The organism is Streptomyces sp. NPDC060205, assembly GCF_042728395.1.
Lineage (GTDB): Bacteria > Actinomycetota > Actinomycetes > Streptomycetales > Streptomycetaceae > Streptomyces.
Window position 1 is genome coordinate 17,414 of the sequence record NZ_JBHWZP010000034.1, and the last position, 19,409, is coordinate 36,822.

Consider the following 19,409-nt stretch of genomic DNA (forward strand, 5'->3'; position numbering starts at 1 on the left):
CAGGACCGCGTCCGCACCCGGCGGGCGCCCGGTCGGGAGCCGGGGCCGCGCTGTCGGCGCCGTGGTCAGGCGCCGTAGACTCCCCGCGTGACCGCCACAGCGACCCCCGTAGACGAGCCGGAACAGCTCGACCCGCAGGACCGGCCCGTTTCGCGCACGGTTCGCCTGGCCCGACGGCTGCTTCCGGCCGCCGCCGCGGCACTCTCCGGGGTGCTGCTGTACGTCAGTTTCCCGCCGCGCACCCTGTGGTGGCTGGCCCTGCCGGCCTTCGCGATCCTCGCCTGGTGCCTGCACGGCCGCACCTGGAAGGCGGCCCTCGGTCTCGGCTACCTCTTCGGCCTCGGTTTCCTGCTGCCGCTGCTCGTGTGGACCGGCGTCGAGGTCGGCCCCGGACCGTGGCTGGCGCTCGTCGTCATCGAGGCGGTCTACGTCGCGCTCGTCGGCGCCGGCATCGCGGCCGTCTCCAAGCTGCCCGGCCGGCCGCTGTGGGCCGCGGCCCTGTGGGTCGCCGGTGAGGCGGCACGCGCGCGCGTGCCGTTCGGCGGCTTCCCCTGGGGCAAGATCGCCTTCGGCCAGGCCGACGGGGTCTTCCTGCCGCTCGCGGCGGTGGGCGGCACCCCCGTGCTCGGTTTCGCGGTCGTCCTGTGCGGCTTCGGCCTGTACGAGACCGTCCGGCTGGGCCTCGAAGCGCGGCGCACCCGTGTCGTACGCCGGGGAGCCGCCGCGGTGGCCCTGGTCAGTCTCGTCCTGCCCGTGGCGGGCGCCTTCGCCGCACGCTCCCTGGTCAGCGACAGTGCCGAGGACGGCACCGCGACCGTCGCCGTCATCCAGGGCAACGTCCCGCGCGCGGGCCTCGACTTCAACTCCCAGCGCCGCGCCGTCCTCGACCACCACGCGCGCGAGACCGAGCGCCTCGCCGCGAAGGTCAAGGCGGGCAAGGCCGCCCAGCCCGACTTCGTGCTGTGGCCGGAGAACTCCTCCGACATCGACCCCTTCCGCAACCCCGATGCCTACGCCGTGATCGACAAGGCGGCCCGGGCCATCGGCGCGCCCATCTCGGTCGGCGGCGTCGTGGAGAAGGACGGCAAGCTCTACAACGAGCAGATCCTGTGGGACCCGGTGAAGGGCCCCGGCGCCACCTACGACAAGCGACAGGTCCAGCCGTTCGGCGAATACCTCCCCATGCGCTCGCTCCTCGGCGCCATCAACGAGAACTGGACCTCCATGGTCCGCCAGGACTTCAGCCGGGGCGACAAGCCGGGTGTGTTCACCATGGCGGGCACCGAGGTCGGCCTCGCGACCTGCTACGAGGCCGCCTTCGACTGGGCCGTGCGCGACACCGTCACCCACGGCGCCCAGATCATCTCCGTACCGAGCAACAACGCCACGTTCGACCGCAGCGAGATGACGTACCAGCAGCTCGCCATGTCCCGTATCCGGGCCGTCGAGCACAGCCGGACCGTCACCGTCCCGGTGACCAGCGGCGTCAGCGCCATGATCATGCCGGACGGGGAGATCACCCAGCGCACCGGCATGTTCGTGGCCGACTCCCTCGTCCAGAAGGTGCCGCTGCGGTCCTCCGAGACCCCCGCCACCCGCTTGGGCATCGCGCCCGAGATGGTGCTGGTCCTGATCGCCGCGGGCGGACTCGGCTGGGCGGTGACGTCGGCCGCGCGGGGACGTTCCCAGCGCGGTGGTCCGAACGCGGCAGGGTGACCTGACCGGCCCGTTAGGGTCGGTCCATGGCTACCCCTGACTTCATCCGTACGATCCGGGCCAGCGCCGGACAGCAGCTGCTGTGGCTTCCCGGAGTCACCGCCGTCGTCTTCGACGACGAGGACAGAGTCCTGCTCGGACGCCGGGTCGACACCGGCAAGTGGGCCGTCATCGCCGGAATGTCGGACCCTGGGGAGCAGCCCGCGGCCTGCGCCGTCCGGGAGGTCTACGAGGAGACGGGCGTACGGTGTGTCGCCGAGCGTGTCGTCCTCGTCCAGGCGCTGAAGCCGATCACGTACCCGAACGGCGACATCTGCCAGTTCATGGACATCACCATCCGGTGCAGGGCCGTCGGCGGCGAGGCCCGTGTCAACGACGACGAGTCGCTTGAGGTCGCCTGGTTCGCCGTGGACGCGCTTCCGGAGCTGAACGAGCACGGGCTGGTCCGGATCAAACAGGCGCTGTCCGACGAGCCCACGTGGTTCGACCCCACGACCTGAGGGCGAAGTATGGGTTGTGACCACATGGGTCGAGTCGGAGGGGCTCCCTAGGGTCGGAGCATGACCGCGCGCAGTGTCCTCACAGGCCCCCAGGCCCCCTCCTTCGACCTCGGCGGCCGTACCGCCCTCGTCACCGGCGCCGCAGGCGGCATCGGCCGCGCGTGCGCGCTGCGGCTGGCCGCGGCCGGTGCGAAGGTGCGGGCGGTCGACCGGCAGGCCGAAGGACTGGAGACACTCGCCGAAGAGGCCCGGGGCCTGGCCGGAACCGTCGAACCGCACGTCCTCGACCTCACCGACCTGGACGCGGCGGAGTCGGCCGCGGCGGGCACCGACATCCTCGTCAACAACGCCGGGCTGCAACTGGTGCGGCCCATCGAGGACTTCCCGCCCGACACCTTCCACACCGTGCTGACCGTGATGCTGGAGGCCCCCTTCCGGCTCATCCGCGGGGCGCTGCCCCACATGTACGGGCAGGGGTGGGGCCGCATCGTCAATGTGTCCTCCGTCCATGGGCTGCGCGAGCGCGGAGACGCCGTACCTGAAACTCCTGGCCAGGGGCGCGTCCGCCGACGCGTACGAGCAGCCGGTGCTGCTCGCCCGCGCGGACGGCATGGCCGCCGGCCGGATCGCCGCCCTTGAGGACGCCAAGGCGCTCGCGCTGCGCGTGCGCTCACCTCGACGCCGTACTCCAGGCGATCGTGCAGCGCGCCCGCTCGCTGCTGAGCACGGACGTCGCGTACCTCAGCCTGAACGACCCGGCGCGCGGCGACACCTACATGCGGGTCACCGAGGGCTCGGTCGCGGCCCGCTTCCAGCAGCTGCGCCTGGGCATGGGGGAGGGGCTGGGCGGACTCGTCGCCCAGACGGCCCGGCCCTACGTCACGGACGACTACTTCCGGGACGACCGCTTCCGGCACACGCTGACGATCGACACGGGGGTCCGGGACGAGGGGCTGGTGGCGATCCTCGGCGTGCCCCTCACACTCGGCCCGCACGTCATCGGTGTGCTCTTCGCCGCCGACCGCCGCGCGCGGGTCTTCGAGCGGCAGGAGATCGCGCTGCTCGGCTCGTTCGCGGCCCTGGCGGCCGCCGCCATCGACGCCGCGAACCTGCTCACGGAAACCCGTCAGGCACTGGCGGACCTGGAGCGGGCCAACGAGATCATCGGGGACCGCAGCGGGGTCATCGAGCGGGCCTCGGACGTCCACGACCGGCTCGCGGAGCTCGTTCTGCGGGGCGGCGGGGTCCATGACGTGTCCGCCGCGGTCTCCCAGGTCCTCGACGGCACCGTGCACTTCGCCGACGCGGGAGCGGCACTCGGCGACGCGGTCGAGGTGTCACGGGCCGAGGGCCACGCGGTCCGGCACGGGGACGACTGGGTCGCGGCCGTCGCCGCCGGCGGCGAACTGCTCGGCGCGCTGGTGCTGGACGGCCAGCCGGGACTCGACCCCGTCGACCAGCGCACCCTGGAGCGGGCCGCCATGGTCACCTCGCTCCTGCTGCTCGCCCGGCGTTCGGCGGCCGAGGCCGAACAACGCGTCCGGGGCGAGCTGCTGGACGATCTGCTCGACGCCCGCGACCGCGACCCCCGGCTGCTGCGCGAGCGCGCGGCCCGGTTCGGCGCCGACCTCGACTCCGTCCACGTGGTGCTCGCCGCCCGCATGGACGGCCCGGTGGCGGACGCCGACCAGGAGGCGGCGGCCCGGCGCAGACTGTGGTCCGCGGCGTCCCACCTCGCCGCCACCCGGCAGGGACTCGCCGCGGCCCGCGACGGAGGCACCGTCCTGCTGCTGCCCCTGGGCCCCGGCGACACGGCGACGGAGCTGGCCCGCCGCACGGCAAGGGACCTGGGCACGGCCGTGCACGAGGCGGTCACCGTCGGGGCCTCCGCGCCCGTCCGCGATCTCTCCGCGCGCCCCGAGACCGTGGCCGAGGCCTACGCCGAGGGGCAGCGGTGCCTCGACGCGCTAGGGCTCCTCGGCCGCCCGGGGGAGGGCGCCGCCGCCGAGGACTTCGGGTTCCTGGGGCTGCTGCTGGCCGGGAGCAGGGACATCGCCGGCTTCGTCGAGCGCACCATCGGCCGGGTCGTCCAGTACGACGAGAAGCGCGGGACGGACCTCCTGCGCACCCTCGACGCGTACTTCGCGTGCGGGATGAGCCCGGCACGTACCAAGGACGAACTGCACGTCCATGTCAACACGGTCGCGCAGCGTCTGGAGCGGGTGGGCCGGCTGCTCGGGCCCGAGTGGCAGAGCCCGGCTCGCGCGCTGGAGATCCAGCTCGCCCTGCGACTGCACCGGTTGTCGTCCTCGGCTCCTCCCGGACAGCAGTGACCCCCGCACGCACGGGCGCGCGGGGGCCGGTCGCCGCTCAGAGGCCGCTCAACCGGTGGTCGGCCGGTGCTCAGACGGTACGGGCGTCCGCGGGGCGGGACTCCTTCGCGACCTCCGCGCCCGGCCCGTCGGCCCCGGACGACCCCGTTCCGGCGTCCGCCGTCGCATCCCCGTCGACGTCCGCCAGGTCGCGGTGGCGGGTCTCCTTCGCCACGCCCACGGCGATCAGGGTCAGCACGGCCGCCCCGATCACGTACAGGGCGATCGGGGTGGAGCTGTCGTGGTCCGCCAGCAGCGCGGTCGCGATGAGCGGCGCGGGCGCGCCCGCGGCGACCGACGAGAACTGCGCGCCGATCGAGGCCCCGGAGTACCGCATGCGGGTCGCGAACATCTCCGAGAAGAACGCGGCCTGCGGGGCGTACATGGCTCCGTGCAGGACCAGGCCCACGGTCACGGCGAGAATCAGGTTCCCGAAGCTCCCCGTGTCGATGAGCGCGAAGAACGGGAACATCCACAGGCCGATACCGGCCGCGCCCAGCAGGTACACCGGCCGGCGGCCGACCCGGTCGGACAGGGCGCCCCACGCCGGGATCGCCGCGAAGTGCACCGCGGACGCGATGAGCACCGCGTTCAGCGCGGTCTGCTTGGACAGTCCGGTGGACGTGGTGGCGTACACGAGGATGAACGCGGTGATCACGTAGTAGCTGATGTTCTCCGCCATGCGCGCGCCCATCGCGATGAGGACGTCCCGCCAGTGGTACCGCAGCACGGAGACCAGCGGCAGCTTCTCGGCGGCGCCGTCCCGCACCGACTTGCGGGCCTCGGCCTGGGCCAGGGCGGCCTTGAAGACGGGCGATTCGTCGACGGACAGACGTATCCACAGACCGACCATGACGAGCACGCCCGACAGCAGGAAGGGGATGCGCCAGCCCCAGGCGGTGAACGCCGCGTCCGAGAGCAGGGCCGTCAGCAGGGACAGCACACCCGTCGCCAGCAGCTGTCCGGCGGGCGCCCCGGTCTGCGGCCACGAGGCCCAGAAACCGCGTCGCCGCGCGTCCCCGTGCTCCGACACCAGCAGTACGGCGCCGCCCCACTCCCCGCCCAGAGCGAAGCCCTGCACCAGGCGCAGCACGGTCAGCAGTACCGGGGCCGCCGTACCGATGGTCGCGTGCGTGGGCAGCAGCCCGATCGCGAAGGTGGCCCCGCCCATCAGGAGCAGGCTCAGCACCAGGAGCTTCTTGCGTCCGAGTCGGTCGCCGTAGTGCCCGAAGACCAGCGCCCCGAGCGGCCGGGCGGCGAACCCCACCGCGTACGTCAGAAACGACAGCAGGGTCCCGACGAGCGGGTCGGAGCCCGGGAAGAACAGCTTGTTGAAGACGAGGGCGGCGGCGGATCCGTAGAGAAAGAAGTCGTACCACTCGATCGTCGTGCCGATGAGGCTGGCGGCGACGATCCGCTTGAGGGAACCCGGTGGTGTCGGGGAGGGAGTTGCGGCGGCCATGTGCACCACTTCCAGGCAGGTACGGGGACGGTTCGGTGTCGCCATACAGTAGGAAGGCACAGGTCATGGGCGTATGTGGTGGGACACCATAGTTCGACGCCCCCGCATGCGTCCGGCCGCCATGGTTCTCCACGACGCCACGCTGATCGGACGGTCGTGGTCCGCGGCGCCCCGCCGGTCAGCCTGGTGTCGTGGAGGGGCTGGGGGAAGAGCTCTGGGAGGGGGTCGGGGTGGTGCTCAGGGTGGGGGTGCCGCTCTGGTCGGGGGCCTTTTCCTTGTCGTTGGTGCCGCATGCGGTGAGTGCAGTCGCGAGGGCGAGTGCCGTCACGCCGGCCCTGAGGACGCGTCGACGCGAAGTTCCGTGCGTGCGGGACGTTTTGGCCATGCGTCACTTCCTTTGTGGAATGGGGTCCGGGAACTCCAGTCTACAGAGGAGGAAAGACCGCCTTCTGAATTCGGCCATTCTTCGGCGGCACCCCGCTCACTGCTGTTCCGGCGTCACCCATCGCTCCGCGGGGAGAATGAACTGGCTGATTTCCACGCGTGTTTGTCTCTGCCGGTCGAAGAAACCGTGCTGTCGCGTGTACGTGAAGCCGAGGTGCTCCAGCAGGCGCGCGGAGCGTGTGTTGCGTGCGTCGCACTCGGCCACGGCCGCCCGCAGCCCCTGCCCGAACAGCGTGGCGAGTACGCCGCGGACGGCCTCGGACGCATAGCCCTGGCCTTGCCGGGCGCGGGCGATGCTGAAACCCAACTCGGCCTGCGCGCCGCCCGGATGCCGGTTCACGGCGATGTCGCCGATGAGGCGCTCGTCCTCCTTCAGCTCGATCGCGTAGGGAAACCAGCCCGGCCGGGCCGGGTCGCGGCGGGAGTACTCGTCCACCAGACGGCGTGCCGCCGGGAGGGGCAAAGGGAAATCCCAGTTCTGGTAGCGGGCGACTTCGCGATCCGAGCGGTAGGCCGCGAATTCCGGGACATCGTCGGGAAGGAAACGTCTGAGGCGGAGCCGGGAGGTTTCGATCTGCATCCCGCAAAAATCGCAGGATTGTGCGGCCCTGGAAAGAGTGTGTGTCAGCCTCCGTTTAGCCGTGGTCCCTCGCGAACCTCGGTGACCTGCCGGGCAGACCGCGGACGCCCTCGGTCCGCGGTCGCCGCTCTCCGGCTTCTCCGGCGAGATGAATGAAAAGGGTAGCGGCGGCCGTGCCGTCGAGGCGAGGCCGCCGGTTGAACGGTCCCTCGCGTCAGTCGCCGCAGCGGTAGAGGGTGCCTTGGAGGTCCTTGTCGTTGCCGCCGAAGGTGGTGGCCGGTACGGCGGTGCAGTCGGCCTTCACCCATGCGCGTACCGCGTCGACGGCCGTGTTCCGGTAGCCCTGGCTCTGCGCGTAGCCCTGCCAGCCGTCGGCGCTGAGCAGGACGAAGCGCAACTCCCCTTCGGAGACGAGCCTTTTGACCTCGTCCGGTGCGGGCGTCGGCGAACCGCCGCTGAATCCGCCCATCGGCAGCACGGGGGCGCCGGTGGCGAGAATGTAGTTCCAGGACATGACGGCGGAGTCGTTGGCGAACACGAACTTGGCGCCGTCGCCGTGTTGTCGGGTGTAGGTGAGCAACCGGTGCTGGCTGTCGGTGAGGACGTCCGACTCGTTGAGCGACGCCGCGGCGGCGGCTGTGCCGCTCGGCGCGTTGCCCACGCCCACGACGTTGGCCGCCCGTCGCACCGCGCTGCCGCCTGTGGCGAACGGACCGGCTGACGCGTCCATCGCGCTGCCGGCGTACGTCGGGTCGAGCACCGACAGGGACCAGGCCGCGGGTCCGGCGAACATGGTGACCAGTCCGGCCGCCAGCCCCACCAGGGCCAGTCGGCCCGTCCGCCGGTCCTTGCGGTGGGCCACGACGAGAGAGGGCACGGCGACCAGGCCGGCCACAATGAGCAGCCACGGCAGCCACGGCAGGAAGTCCGGGTACAGGAAGCAGAGGAAGGCGCTCCACACCAGTTCCGCCGCGATCACCGCGGGCAGCACGCGCACACCCCGGCCTTCCCGGTACATCTTCCAGAAGGCCACGAGACCGGCCCCCGACAGTGCCGCGAGGGCGGGCGCGAGCATGGCGACATAGGCGGTGTGCGGCACTTCGATGGCGCTCAGCGTCAGGGCGCTGATGGTCAGCCAGCCTCCCCATAGCACGAACCCGCCGCGCAGCCGGTCGGTGCGCGGGACCTTGCGCCGCCAGCCGGCGCAGAGCACCAGACTCGTCAGCGCCAGCGGGTACAGCCAGCCCACCTGCGGGGCGAAGCGGCTGCCGAGGAGCTTGCCGGGGACCGCCCCGCCGCCGGAGGGGCTGGTGCCCGGCGATGAGCCGGGTGCGTCGGCTTGGTCCGGCGAGCCCGGCTGGTCCGGCCCGCCCGCCGGGTCGGGAGCGCGCTCGCCCTGCGGCGGGCCGACCGTGTCGTTCATCTGGCTGACGGAACCTGGGATCAGGTCACGGGAGAACCGGTTGAGGCCGTTGTAGCCGAAGACCATACTGAACGCGCTGTTGTTGGTGGTTCCGTCCACGTAGGGCCGTTCCGAGGCCGGCACGAATGTCAGGACCGCCACCCAGGACAGCGAGACCGCGAGGGTGACCGCGCCTGCGGCCAGCAGGTGGACCACCCTGCGGCGCAGCGGCGCGGGGGCGACCATGAGATAGCCGACGGCGAGGGCCGGCAGGATCAGCCAGGCCTGCAGCATCTTGGCCTGGAAGCCGAGGCCGATCCACACACCGGCGAGCAGGAGCGGGCGCAACCGGGCGCTGAACATGGCACGTTGGCAGGCGTCGGCGGCCAGGACGAGACACATGGTCATCGCCCCGTCGCCCATGGAGTGCCCGAACATGGAGGCGACCGCGGGGGTCAGCGTCATGATGCCGGCTGCCAGCAGGCCCGGTACGACGCCCGCCCAGAGGCGTACGACCCGATACAGCACGAGGACGCTGATCACGCCTTCGACGGCCTGGGGGAGCGTCAGCGACCAGGCGTGGAATCCGAAGAGGCGTACGGACAGGGCCTGCGGCCAGAGGAAGCCGCCGAGCTTGTCGAGGGTGAGGGTGGCACCCGGGTCGAGGGCGCCGAAGAAGAAGGCCCGCCAGCTCTCCGACATGCTGCGGGCCCCCACCGCGTAGAAGGGGGCGTAGCCGCTCGTGGTGATGTTCCAGGAGTAGAGCAGGGCCGCGAGGGCGGCGATGCCCAGCAGTGCGGGTCTGGCCCAGCGGGGCTGGTCCGCGGGGGACTTCCACACCTTCCAGCGTTCGCGGCGGCCGTGCACGGCCGGTTCGCGCTCCGGCGAGGCGGCGTCGGTGGTGAGCGGTGCGGCACTGGTCATCGGCCACATCCGCAGCAATTTAATGTGTTCATGACAGGAAGCTAGAGCGTCCGTCACGCCGGACACCATGCCGAACGGAATCCGGAGGGTACGGACCGGGCCGATCAGCGTCCCTGCCACTTCGGTTCGCGTCCCGCGGCGAACGCCCGAGGGCCCTCGACCGCGTCCGCGCTGTGCATGCGCCGCTGCTCCCACGGATATCCGGCCGCGAAAGCCTCCTCCAGGGACAGACCCGCCGACCGGGCCGCCGCCTCCTTGACGGCGCGGACCGACAGAGGGGCGCTGCGCACCAGGTCGGCCACCCACGTCTCCGCGCAGCCGTCCAGATCCCCCGGCGGCACGACCTCGTTGACGAGTCCGAGTTCGTACGCCCGCACCGCGCCCAGCGGGCGTCCCGTCAGCAGATGACCCATGGCCGTTCTCCACGGCAGTTGCCGCGTCAGCCGGAACACGCCCCCGGCCCCCGCGATCAGCCCGAGGGAGACCTCGGGCAGGGCGAACCGCGCGTCCTCGGACGCCACCACGATGTCGCAGGCCAGCGCCAGTTCGAAACCACCGCCCAGCGCGTGACCACGCACCTTCGCGACCACCGGCTTGGTCAGGTCGAAGCGCTCCGTGAGGCGAGGCCAGCCGGGCTTCCCCCGGCTTCCGAACGTCGAGGGCGCGGCGAGGCCGGCCTGCTCCCGGGCGGCCAGCTCCTTCAGGTCCTGCCCCACGGAGAAGGCGCGGTCGCCCTCGCCGGCGAGCAGGGCCACCCGCATGTCGTCGTCAGCCTCGAAGTCGTCCCATATCTCGCCCAGTTCCTCGTGCATACGAAGATCCATCGCATTGAGGACCTCAGGCCTGTTCAACGTAATTCGAGCGACGTGATCAGCCTTTTCGTAGCGCACTCGCGACAGATTCATCATGGTGTGCACTGTAGATATCCATGTTCAACCGGCGCTCGGCCGCAGTTGAACGTACCTGTCGCCACCCGGACGAATATTGATGTCCGGCGCACGGCCGGGCCATAGTGCAACGGCGAGCGCGATTCGCGCTTTCGGTTCCTGTCCCCGTATGACGTGAGAAATGTGCAGGAGGGGCCGTGCTTCAACTCACCGACGGTGACGTGGAGAAACTCATCGAGACGGTCGACGTCGTGGATGCCGTACGTGAGGTGTTCCTCGCCCACGCCGCACAGCGCACGGTGCTCCCGGAGGAGAGCTGCCTGCGCTGGACCAACGACCACGGTGAGTCCTGTCGCAGTCTCAACATGCCCGGTCTCGTCGAGATCGACGGCAGACGATACGCCGGCACGAAGATCATCAACGCCAGCCTGGGCAACCCGGACCGCGGACTGGCGCGCGCCGACGGCCTCGTCCTCCTCTTCGACCTCACCACCGCCCGGCCGGTCTGCCTCATGCCGGCGGCCCGCGTGTCGGCCGCCCGTACCGCTGCGGTGAGCGTGCTCGCGACCGAGCTCAGCTGGGCCCACCCCACCCGCTCCGTCGCCGTCGTGGGCGCCGGAGCGCTCGCCGACGCCCACCTCGGGCTGGCGCTGCGCCGCTGGCCGTCCCTGCGGACCGTACGGCTCCACGACCGGGCCCCCGAGCGGGCGGCCCTCCTCGCCGAACGCCTGGGAGCCGCCCACCCCGAGGTCTCCTTCGACGTCACCGGGACCGCCGAGGAAGCCGTACGTGGGGCGGAGCTGGTCGTCCCGGCCACGACGACGACCACCGGGTACATCCCCGGCGAATGGATCGCGGAGGGAGCCGTCGTCGTCAACGTGTCCCTGGACGACCTGCTGCCCGACGTGTTCACGAGCGCCGACAAGGTGATCGTCGACGACTGGAGCCTCGTCGCCGCCGACACCACCCGGCTGCTCGGCAGGATGTACCGCGCAGGCGACGTCCTGCCGCCGCCGCGCGCCCGCGCCGCCCACGCCTCCGGGCCCCACGGCGTCGAGGTCGCCGCCGAACTCTGCGACATCATCAGCGGCACCGCCTCACCCCGCACGTCCGCCACCGACCGCGTCGTGATCAACCCGTTCGGGATGTCCCTGCACGACGTGGCGGTCGCGGGCCGGATCCACACCGCACACCTCGGCACGACGCCGTCTCCCCTCACGGGAGCCGCCGTGACGTGACCCGGCCAACTCCTGCTTCGACCGGCGATCCCACTGCGCAGACGCGCCCATCGCCCGGTGAGGAGTGCGAACCAGCGTTCGCTGCGGCAGCGCAGAGCACACAGCAGCAATCCCATGTGCGGATGTCGATGTCGAAGGATCGCGACCAGTGATGCCCCTGAGGCGTCGCTCGGTCAGCACCTTCTCAACGGGCCGGAGAGAAATTCTCGATGGCGTATCCGAAATGCAGTCATCCCCTGAAAAGCACGGAGAGGCAGTTCCAGCATGGAAAAACTGACACTCGACGCGACCGAGATCGGCGCGGTCGACGAAATCCTCGACACCTTCGAGGGAGAGTTCGAGACCCTCGATTCCGAGGACGCGCTGCACCGCGCCACCCTGCTCGCCCACGAACTGCCCCGCAGGATCAGGCACCACCTCAACGCCTTCCGGATGGAACAGCTCTCCGGAGTGCTGTGCATATCCGGCCACCAGGTGGACGAGAAGCGCCTCGGGCGCACCCCCGCGCACTGGCGCGGACAGGCGCAGCCGTCACCCAGCCACCGTGAGGAACTCCTCCTCATGATGTACAGCTCCCTGATCGGCGACCCCTTCTGCTGGGCGACCCAGCAGGACGGACGGCTCATCCACGACATCATCCCGATCCAGGGCCACGAGCACGAGCAGCTCGGCTCCAGCAGCGAGGCACTCCTGACCTGGCACACCGAGGACGCCTTCCACCCGCTGCGGGGCGACTTCCTCTCCTTCGCCTGCCTCCGGAACCCCTACCAGGCGGCGACCACCGTCGGATACGCCGACGACCTGCGCCTGCCCGACGACGTCAGGGACGTCCTCTTCGAACGGCGGTTCATCATCCGCCCCGACGAGTCCCACTTCAGCAAGAACAACTCCGTCACCGATACCGAGGCGTTCGAGGACATCGAGAAGATGCAGACCGCCCCCGAGCCGGTCGCCGTCCTCTTCGGCGTCCCGGACCGGCCCTACGTACGCGCCGACCCGTACTTCATGGCCGTCCCGGAGGACGACGACCAGGCGCGCTTCGCCCTCGACGCGCTGTGCAAGGCGATGGACGAGGCCATGTTCGACCTCGTCCTCGAAAGCGGCGACTTCTGCTTCCTCGACAACTTCCGGGTCGTCCACGGCCGCAAGCCCTTCACCGCACGCCACGACGGCACGGACCGCTGGCTCAAGCGGATCAACGTCACCGGCGACCTGCGCAAGTCCCGTGGCGCCCGGGACGCCAGGGCGATCCGGGCGGGGGCCTGACATGAGGCCCCGACCCGCACCCCTGGAGGACTGGCTCCGCGAGTCCTACTTCACCGCGGACATCGACATCAGCTCCAGCGGCGTCCACTCGTACTCCATGGCTGAACTCCGCACGCTGACCGGGCTGCGCCACGACGACCTCGACCGGCTCGTCTTCGACGACGGCTACTCCCTCGGTGCCCCCGCCGTACGGGCCGCCGTCGCCCGGCACTCCGGCGACAGCGACCCGGACCGGGTCATGACGACGAGCGGCTCCGGCGAAGCACTGGCCCTGGTGATGTCCGCACTGCTCGAAGCCGGCGACGAGGTCGTCGTCGTCCGGCCCGGCTACCACCTGCTCGTCGAGTACGCGACGGCCCTCGGCTGCACCATCAAGGACTGGCACCTCGACCCGGAGCGGGACTGGCACCCCGACATCGACGAGCTGGCCGCCCTGGTCACCGAGCGGACCAAGGCGATCATCGTCAACTTCCCGCAGAACCCCACCGGTACCACCGTCACCGAGGACGAACTGCGCCGCATCGTCGCCCTCGCGGGCGAGGCCGGCGCATGGCTCCTGTGGGACGGCGCGTTCCGCGACCTCACCTACGGGACACCGCCGCTGCCCGACGTCACCACGCTCTACGAGCGGGCCGTCAGCTTCGGCAGCTTCTCCAAGGCGTTCGGACTGCCCGGACTCCGCTTCGGCTGGTGCATCGCGCCCACCGAGCTGCTGACGGACTGCGTCCACCTCCGCGACTACACCACGCTCCACGTGTCGCCGCTCAACGAACTGCTCGCCCAGGCCGTACTGGAGAACGCTCCGGCCTTCGTCCAGCCGCGCCTCGACCAGGCCCGCCACAACCGCGAGCTCCTGCTCGACTGGGCCGCCGCACACTCCGACCTGGTGTCGCTCGCCGCGCCGGCCGGCGGTGTCAGCGCGTTCCCCCGGCTCGTCGACATCCCCGACGTCGACGCGTTCTGCGACGCGCTGTTCAAGAAGAGCGGAGTGCTCGTCATCCCCGGCTCGTGCTTCGACAGCCCGCAGCACATCCGCGTGGGCTTCGGCGGCCGTACGGACCAGCTGACCCAGGGCCTCGAACGACTCGCGAACGCCCTCAAGGAGACCCGTCGCTGACCGTGCACCACCCACCTCCCTCGTGCGAGCGAAAGGTGCTCCCTCGCACGAGGGAGCACCTGATCACCGGCTGGAGGGACGACCGCGCACCGGACCGACCACCATAATGACCGGTGTGAACCGTGCGAGTGCCTGGCGTGACAGCTGGACCGGAGTGTTGCGGCGGGCCTCGGCCCTCCCCCGCAACGCCGTGTTCGTCGCCACGCTGGGCGTGCTCGCGATCGCCGAATCGCTCACCGAACTGGTCGCCGAGCGCGGATCGATCCCCCGGATGTTCGCGACCACCACGCAGAACGCCACCGAGGACGCCGGCAGCATCCAACTCGCCATGGTCATCGGCCTGTTATGCCTCTGCACCGCCCTGCCCCTGGCCCTCCTGAGCCCCGTCCTCGCCGGACTCACGGTCACCGCGGCGAGCTTCGGCTCCCTCACGATCTTCCACACACTGACGCTGGCGGGCTTCGCCGCCCAACTCCTCGCCCAGTACCGGCTCGGCCGCCGCGGACACCACCTCGCGGCGATGCTGTTCAACGTGCCGTTCCTCGTCCTCGCCTTCGAGACCGCGGGCACCGGATCCGCGGACAGCACCGACTACCGAGTGCGCGCCGTCCTTCTCGCCGCGCTCGCCCCCATGGCCGCCTTCACCGGACTCGCCCGCCACGCACGGCGGGGCGACCGCGAACACGACGCCACCCGCGAGATCATGGCCGGCAGCCTGTGGGAGAACGCCGCCCGCGAGGAGCGCGCCCGCATCGTCCGCGAACTCCACGATGTCGTCGGCCACCACGTCTCCATGATCGCTGTGCAGGCCGAGACCGCCCGCGTAGCCACCCCCGGCATGCCCGCCGCGGGCAGCGAACGGCTCCTCGGCATCGGCGACACCGCCCGCGCCGCCCTCACGGAGATGCGCCGCCTGCTCGGCGTACTGCGCGACGACGACGAGCCCCCCGCCGGAGCCGAACGCCGGCCGCAGCCCGACCTCACCCAGCTCGACGACCTGCTCGACGAGGCCCGCAAGGCCGGCACCGCCACCATCCGGCTCATCCTCAGCGGCAGCCCGCACCCCATGGGACCCGGCATCGAGCTGGCCGCGTACCGCATCGTCCAGGAGTCCCTCACCAACGCCCGCAAACACGCGACGGGCGCCCCCGTCGACGTGGAACTGCACTACACCCACGACGCCCTGCACGTCAGCATCCGCGACAACGGCCCCGGAGCGCCGCCCGCGCCGCCCGCCACCGGCGGCTACGGCCTGCTCGGCATGCGGGAACGGGTCGCCGCCGTCGGCGGGCAGCTCAGCACAGGTCCGGCGGACGCCGGCGGATTCCTCGTCCAAGCCCGTTTCCCCGCCGAGCCAGAACGGACCCCATGACCACCCCGCCGACCCCGATCCGCGTCGTCGTCGCGGACGACCACCTCGTCGTCCGCACCGGATTCGCCGCTCTCCTCGACTCCCAGCCGGAATTCACCATCGTCGAGACCGCCACCAACGGTGCCGAAGCGGTCCGGGTCTGCCGCGAAGTGTCCCCGGACGTCGTCCTCATGGACATCCGCATGCCCGAGATGGACGGCATAGAGGCCACCCGGCAGCTCCTCGGCGACGCACCCGACGGAGCGGACGTCCCCCGCGTCCTCATCCTCACGACCTTCGACCTCGACGAGTACGTCTACGACGCGCTGCGCGCCGGCGCCAGCGGCTTCCTGCTCAAGGACGCCACCGCCGAGCGGCTCTTCGACGCCGTCCGCGTGGTCGCCGCCGGAGAGGCCCTGCTCGACCCAGGAGTCACCCGCAGGCTGATCAGCGAGTTCACGAAGCTGCCCGCCGGCACCCCGGCCGCCAAGCCCGCGTCCTCGACCCTCGACACGCTCACGGCCCGGGAGACCGAGGTCCTGCTGCTCGTCGCCGACGGCCTGTCCAACGGGGAGATCGCCGCCCGCCTCCACGTCACGGAGGAGACGGTCAAGTCACACGTCAGCCGGACCCTGACGAAACTCGGCCTGCGGGACCGCACCCAGGCCGTCATCACGGCGTACGAAACCGGCCTCGTCGTCCCGGGACTGCGCCGCACCGACTGACCGCCGGCGGCTGACCGAACCCCGGCGGCTGAACGAATCCGATACCCCTCTGGTGGTCGGCGCCCTCGCTGCAGTATGAGCGGCGGCGCTATTCGCACGTTCTTCCCCAGGAAGTGTTCCGGGGGCGTTCAACTGCGGCATCGCGTCAGTTGAAAACCCCCTCTCCAGGCCGTCCCGGCACCGCCGCCGGACACCGTTGCCACTGCAGGGCGCTCTCATGGATGCTTGCGGCCGAGCGAAGCTGTGCCGCGTAGAACACCGTGTGACAATTTCCGTGAGGAGAAGAGCGCTGTGAGAGTGACGGTGCGGGCGCCGGACGACGGAGAGTTCCCTGACCCGTCGCAGGAAGGCATTCGAGACGACGGTCCGGAAGGGAACAAAGGAATTCGTCCCGGCACCATCCAGAGAATTCTCCCCTATGCAAAGCGCTATCGCCTTCGGCTTTCCTTTCTCGTAGGTGCCTCCGGGCTCAGCGCATTCGTCACCGCGGCAAGCCCGCTGCTGTTCGGCATCGTCATCGACAAGGGCATCGTGCCCGGCGAGATGGACGTCGTCGTCTGGGTCGCCGCCGCGCTGCTCGCCCTCGCACTCGTCGACGCCCTGACGCAGTACCTCCAGGCGAAACTCTCCGCCCAGATCGGCGAGGGCCTCGTCTACGACCTGCGCACCCAGGTCTTCCGGCACGTCCAGGCGCAGCCGATCGGCTTCTTCACCCGCGCGCAGACCGGGTCCCTCGTCAGCCGGCTGAACACCGACGTCATCGGCGCCCAGCAGGCCGTCACCGTACTGATGGCCGAGACGGTCAACACCGTACTGACCCTGGTCCTGGTGCTCGGCGCCATGTTCTACCTGTCCTGGCAGCTCAGCCTGGTGGCCCTGCTGATCGTCCCGATCTTCCTGATCCCGGGTAAGGCCATCGGCCGGCGCATGCAGCACCTCGCCCGCGGAAGCATGCAACTCAACGCGGAGATGGGCTCGTTGATGAACGAGCGCTTCAACGTCGCGGGCGCCATGCTCAACAAGCTGTTCGGAAACCCGGCCCGCGAGACGCAGTACTTCGCCGAACGAGCGGGCGCCGTACGGGACATCGGCGTGAAGACCAACGTCACCGCCCAACTGCTCGGCATCATCATGGGAGTCACCGCCTCCGTGACGCTCGCCCTGCTCTTCGGGTTCGGCGGAGCCCTGGTCGTCAACGACGTCATCGCCGTCGGCACCCTCGTCTCCCTGGTCACGCTCGTCGGCCGCCTCTACACGCCGATCCAGCAGCTGTCCAGCATCCAGGCCAACGCCATGACCGCCCTCGTCAGCTTCGACCGGGTCTTCGAGATCCTCGACCTCGACCCGCTCGTCAAGGAACGGCCCGGCGCGGTCGACCTGCCCCCGGGCCGCCCCGACGCGGCACCGGACGTGCACTTCGAAGGCGTCTCCTTCCGCTACCCCTCCGCCGGCGAAGTCGCCCTGGCTTCCCTGGAGTCCACCGACCACGCCCGCGGCCCGGAACGCAACGACGAAGGATGGGTCCTCGACGGCATCAGCTTCTCCGCACCCGCAGGGAAACTGACCGCCCTCGTCGGCCGCTCCGGCGCGGGCAAGACGACCATCACGAATCTGATGCCCCGGTTCTACGACCCCGTCTCCGGAACCGTGCGCATCGGCGGCCACGACCTCCGCGACCTCACCATGCAGTCCCTCCAGGACACGATCGGCGTGGTCACGCAGGACGCCCACCTGTTCCACGACACCATCCGGGCCAACCTCCTGTACGCCCGCACCGACGCCACCGAGCCCGACCTCGTCGAGGCCTGCCGGGCCGCGCAGGTCTGGGATGTCGTCGAAGCCCTCCCCAACGGCCTGGACACGGTCGTCGGCGACCGCGGATTCCGGCTGTCCGGCGGGGAGAAACAGCGCATAGCCCTGGCCAGACTGCTCCTGAAGGCGCCCCCCGTGGTCGTCCTCGACGAGGCCACCGCGCACCTGGACGCCGAGTCCGAGGTCGCCATTCAGCAGGCCCTGGGGACCGCGCTCAAGGGCCGTACGTCCGTGGTGATCGCCCACAGACTCTCCACCGTCCGAGAAGCCGACCAGATCCTTGTCATAGACAACGGCCGGATCCGCGAACGCGGCACGCACGAGCAACTGCTGGCGGCCGGCGACCTCTACGCCGACCTGTACTCCACACAGTTCGCCCGGCAGGCCGTGGGCGAGAGCGGCGACGACGTCGTGCTCGGCGCCGCCGGGCCGGTCAACTGACCCCCGGCGCCGCTGCCGCCGCCTTTTTGCCCCTCGTCCGCCCTGACCTTTCCATTCCTTCCCGACAATGCGCGAAAACGCCTGAGAACGCCTGAGAACGCCTGAAGAGGAGACAGCCATGCGTACCGTCACCTTCGACTTCGAGAACGACGAAGCCCGGTTCAAGGTGCTCATCAACGACGAGGAGCAGTACTCGATCTGGCCGGCCGACCTGGCCGTCCCCGGCGGCTGGACCGAGACGGGCGTCAAGGCCTCCAAGGCCGAGTGCGACGCCTACCTGGAAGAGACCTGGACCGACATGCGGCCCAAGAGCCTCCGCCTCGCGCTCGACGGTGAGTGAGGGGCCGCACGGACATGCCGCACGTATTCACCAACGGCATTCGGCTTTCCTACGAACGGTCGGGCCGCGGTGAACGGGTCCTCATGATCATGGGGTCCTCGGCCTCGGGACGGGTCTGGACGCTGCACCAGACCCCCGCGCTGAACGCGGCCGGCTACCAGACCGTCACGGTCGACAACCGGGGAATCGCCCCCTCGGACATCCCCCCGGGGAAGTACACCCTCGACGACATGGTCGCGGACACCCAGGGCCTCATCGAGGCCCTGGACGCGGCGCCCTGCCGCATCGTGGGTGTCTCCCTGGGAGCGATGATCGCGCAGGAACTGGCGATCCGCGCGCCGCACCTCGTCAGGTGCGCCGTACTGATCGCCACGAAGTCGCGTTCCGACGTCACCCGTGCCGCGCTGGGATCCGCCGAACGAGCCCTGCTGCAGAACGGCACGAAACTGCCCGCCGAGCACCAAGCGGCCGTGTCGGCGCTGCAATGGCTCTCCCCTTCCACCCTCAACGACGACAAAGCCGTCTCGCTCTGGTTGGAAACCTTCCGCCTCTCCGGCGGCGAAAGCTCCGTCGGGCAGTCGTGGATCAACACGGACGCCGACCGCAGGGAAGCACTGCGGAGCGTGTCCGCGCCCTGTCGTGTCATCGCTTTCAGCGACGACTTCATCACCCCGCCACATCTCGCGGCCGAGGTCGCCGAAGCGATCCCCGACTGCGATTACGTGGAAATTCCCAAGAGCGGTCACTTCGGATATCTGGAACGTCCTGACGAGGTGAACGCGGCAGTCATCGAATTCCTGGACAAGAACTAGCGGAACCGCGTGGGGGCGTC

General features: G+C 70.4%; 14 protein-coding genes and 2 pseudogenes. 12 read left to right on the plus strand and 4 right to left on the minus strand.

The features are described from left to right. Positions 1-87: 87 nt before the first annotated feature. From lnt to ACFWGJ_RS08885, 4 genes and pseudogenes are all read left to right on the plus strand, one after another. Positions 88-1,716: an apolipoprotein N-acyltransferase gene (gene lnt, locus ACFWGJ_RS08870; protein ID WP_387321939.1), complete on the plus strand. Its 1,629-nt coding sequence runs from the start codon at positions 88-90 to the stop codon at positions 1,714-1,716. Between the two features lie 26 nt (positions 1,717-1,742). Continuing rightward, positions 1,743-2,216 (plus strand): NUDIX domain-containing protein, encoded by a 474-nt coding sequence (locus ACFWGJ_RS08875; RefSeq protein WP_387321941.1) that lies wholly within the window; start codon positions 1,743-1,745, stop codon positions 2,214-2,216. A 60-nt stretch (positions 2,217-2,276) separates the two neighbouring features. Continuing rightward, positions 2,277-2,735: pseudogene (locus ACFWGJ_RS08880) on the plus strand (SDR family NAD(P)-dependent oxidoreductase); the annotation flags it as partial. Next, positions 2,710-4,549, plus strand: a pseudogene (locus ACFWGJ_RS08885) (GAF domain-containing protein). The pseudogenes ACFWGJ_RS08880 and ACFWGJ_RS08885, both read left to right, overlap by 26 nt. Positions 4,550-4,619: 70 nt before the next feature. Here ACFWGJ_RS08885 and ACFWGJ_RS08890 read toward each other — a convergent pair. From ACFWGJ_RS08890 to dpgD, 4 genes are all read right to left on the minus strand, one after another. Continuing rightward, positions 4,620-6,050, minus strand: coding sequence for an MFS transporter (locus ACFWGJ_RS08890; RefSeq protein WP_387321943.1), 1,431 nt, complete (start codon positions 6,048-6,050; stop codon positions 4,620-4,622). A 481-nt stretch (positions 6,051-6,531) separates the two neighbouring features. Continuing rightward, positions 6,532-7,074: a GNAT family N-acetyltransferase gene (locus tag ACFWGJ_RS08895; protein WP_387321945.1), complete on the minus strand. Its 543-nt coding sequence runs from the start codon at positions 7,072-7,074 to the stop codon at positions 6,532-6,534. A 214-nt stretch (positions 7,075-7,288) separates the two neighbouring features. After that, positions 7,289-9,400, minus strand: a complete 2,112-nt coding sequence (locus ACFWGJ_RS08900) for an ArnT family glycosyltransferase (protein WP_387321947.1) — start codon at positions 9,398-9,400, stop codon at positions 7,289-7,291. 104 nt (positions 9,401-9,504) lie between these two features. Then, positions 9,505-10,224, minus strand: coding sequence for an enoyl-CoA-hydratase DpgD (dpgD, locus tag ACFWGJ_RS08905; protein WP_387321949.1), 720 nt, complete (start codon positions 10,222-10,224; stop codon positions 9,505-9,507). A 260-nt stretch (positions 10,225-10,484) separates the two neighbouring features. Between dpgD and ACFWGJ_RS08910 the strand changes: the two genes are divergently transcribed. From ACFWGJ_RS08910 to ACFWGJ_RS08945, 8 genes are all read left to right on the plus strand, one after another. After that, a complete protein-coding gene (locus ACFWGJ_RS08910; protein WP_387321952.1) occupies positions 10,485-11,525 on the plus strand; it encodes an ornithine cyclodeaminase family protein in 1,041 nt (346 codons plus the stop codon). A gap of 264 nt (positions 11,526-11,789) precedes the next feature. Then, entirely contained in the window at positions 11,790-12,791 is a 1,002-nt protein-coding gene (gene gntD, locus ACFWGJ_RS08915) for a guanitoxin biosynthesis L-enduracididine beta-hydroxylase GntD (RefSeq protein WP_387321956.1), read from the plus strand. Position 12,792: 1 nt separating this feature from the next. Then, entirely contained in the window at positions 12,793-13,908 is a 1,116-nt protein-coding gene (gene vioD, locus ACFWGJ_RS08920; RefSeq protein ID WP_387321959.1) for a capreomycidine synthase, read from the plus strand. Between the two features lie 115 nt (positions 13,909-14,023). Next, the gene (locus tag ACFWGJ_RS08925) at positions 14,024-15,280 is read left to right on the plus strand and encodes a sensor histidine kinase (RefSeq protein ID WP_387321961.1); all 1,257 of its coding nucleotides are present in this window, start codon (positions 14,024-14,026) and stop codon (positions 15,278-15,280) included. Beyond that, on the plus strand, positions 15,277-15,984 hold the full coding sequence (locus ACFWGJ_RS08930) for a response regulator (RefSeq protein WP_387321964.1): 708 nt from the start codon (positions 15,277-15,279) through the stop codon (positions 15,982-15,984). Before ACFWGJ_RS08925 ends, ACFWGJ_RS08930 begins: the two co-directional genes overlap by 4 nt. 303 nt (positions 15,985-16,287) lie before the next feature. Further along, the gene (locus tag ACFWGJ_RS08935; protein ID WP_387321972.1) at positions 16,288-18,237 is read left to right on the plus strand and encodes an ABC transporter ATP-binding protein; all 1,950 of its coding nucleotides are present in this window, start codon (positions 16,288-16,290) and stop codon (positions 18,235-18,237) included. Between the two features lie 118 nt (positions 18,238-18,355). After that, positions 18,356-18,577, plus strand: coding sequence for an MbtH family protein (locus ACFWGJ_RS08940; protein ID WP_387321966.1), 222 nt, complete (start codon positions 18,356-18,358; stop codon positions 18,575-18,577). A gap of 14 nt (positions 18,578-18,591) precedes the next feature. Further along, on the plus strand, positions 18,592-19,389 hold the full coding sequence (locus ACFWGJ_RS08945) for an alpha/beta fold hydrolase (protein ID WP_387321968.1): 798 nt from the start codon (positions 18,592-18,594) through the stop codon (positions 19,387-19,389). Positions 19,390-19,409: the final 20 nt, after the last annotated feature.